The 1,421-nt window shown below is 49.7% G+C and carries 2 protein-coding genes; both read left to right on the top strand.

Annotation, left to right across the window (positions count from 1 at the left end; genetic code table 11):
• Positions 1 to 399: arginase family protein (locus Q0231_RS02850; protein ID WP_299344813.1), on the top strand; the 399-nt coding region annotated here is incomplete at its 5' end.
• 61 nt (positions 400 to 460) lie between these two features.
• Positions 461 to 1,421, top strand: a 961-nt coding sequence (locus Q0231_RS02845; RefSeq protein ID WP_299344816.1) for an aldehyde dehydrogenase family protein, incomplete at its 3' end; no start/stop codon positions are given.

Here is a 1,421-nt window from a genome sequence, read left to right as displayed (position 1 = left end):
GGGGTGATCGACGCAAACCATTCGATCCAAGTGGGCATTCGGACCCACAACGACCAAACGATGGGCTTTGAGATTCTGACTTCACCTTGGGTTCATCGAAACGGGGTTGATAAAACGATTGAGCGCATCTTAGAACGCGCCAGCGACCAACCTGCATACATTAGCTTTGACATTGATTGTTTGGACCCAGCATTTGCTCCCGGCACCGGCACGCCAGTAGTTGGCGGTTTGGCCTCTTGGCAAGCCCTTGAAATTCTACGTGGCCTAGGTAGTCTCAACCTAATAGGTCTGGATGTGGTGGAAGTATCGCCCGCCTATGACCATTCTGAAATTACTGCCATTGCGGCAGCAACCATCGCACATGATTGGCTTTGTCTTTTGGCCCAAAAATCGGTGTAACGATAATGCCCCAAATTAGCTGCGATTGCGGAACTTTGTTCGAGGAACGAACCAAATGACTATGATTGAAAAACGCGAATTCTACATCGATGGCAAATGGGTGGCACCAACCGTGCCCAACGATTTCAATGTGATCAACCCGGCAACCGAGAAACAGGTTGCAACAATCTCGCTTGGTTCGAAAGCTGACGTAGATAAAGCCGTTGCGGCTGCAAAAAAAGCATTTGATACATTCTCACAGACATCAAAAGAAGAGCGTCTTGCCCTGCTCAAACAAATTCTTGAGGTCTACAAAAAACGCCAAGGCGAAGTCGCAGAAGCAATCAAACTGGAATTGGGCGCGCCGCACAAGCTGGCCCATGGTCCGCAAGCAGGCGTTGGGGTTGGCCACCTTGAAGGCTTTATCGACGCGCTTGAACGATTTGAATTTGAGACCAAAGAGCCAAATGGCGATTTGATTTTTAAAGAGCCAATCGGCGTTTGTGGTTTGATAACGCCGTGGAACTGGCCGATCAATCAAATCGCGTTGAAAGTGCTTCCAGCCATAGCAACAGGGTGCACTGTGGTTCTCAAGCCAAGTGAAATCACACCACTGAACGCAATCTTGTATGCTGAGATTTTGGATGAAGCTGGCGTTCCTGCGGGCGTTTTCAACCTTGTAAATGGTGATGGTCTAAATGTAGGTGCCGCACTTTCCCAACATTCTGATGTGGCCATGATGTCATTCACAGGTTCAACGAGAGCAGGGATTGCCGTCTCAAAAGACGCTGCGGAGAACGTTAAAAAAGTAACCCTGGAGCTTGGCGGCAAGTCGCCGAATATCATCTTTGACGAAGACGGTGCGCTAGATGTTGTGAAGCGCGAAACACGTCGTGTTTTTTCAAACTCCGGTCAAAGTTGCAACGCTAGAACGCGCATGCTTGTGGAGCGGTCGATCTATAACGAGGCCATGAAAGTGGCAGCGGATGCGGCAAACGGACAGAAAGTTGGAGACCCCAATGAGGAAGGGCACCACATCGGAC

Source organism: uncultured Maritalea sp. (assembly GCF_937139385.1).
Taxonomy (GTDB): domain Bacteria; phylum Pseudomonadota; class Alphaproteobacteria; order Rhizobiales; family Devosiaceae; genus Maritalea; species Maritalea porphyrae_A.
This window is presented reverse-complemented; position numbering and strand designations above follow the sequence as displayed.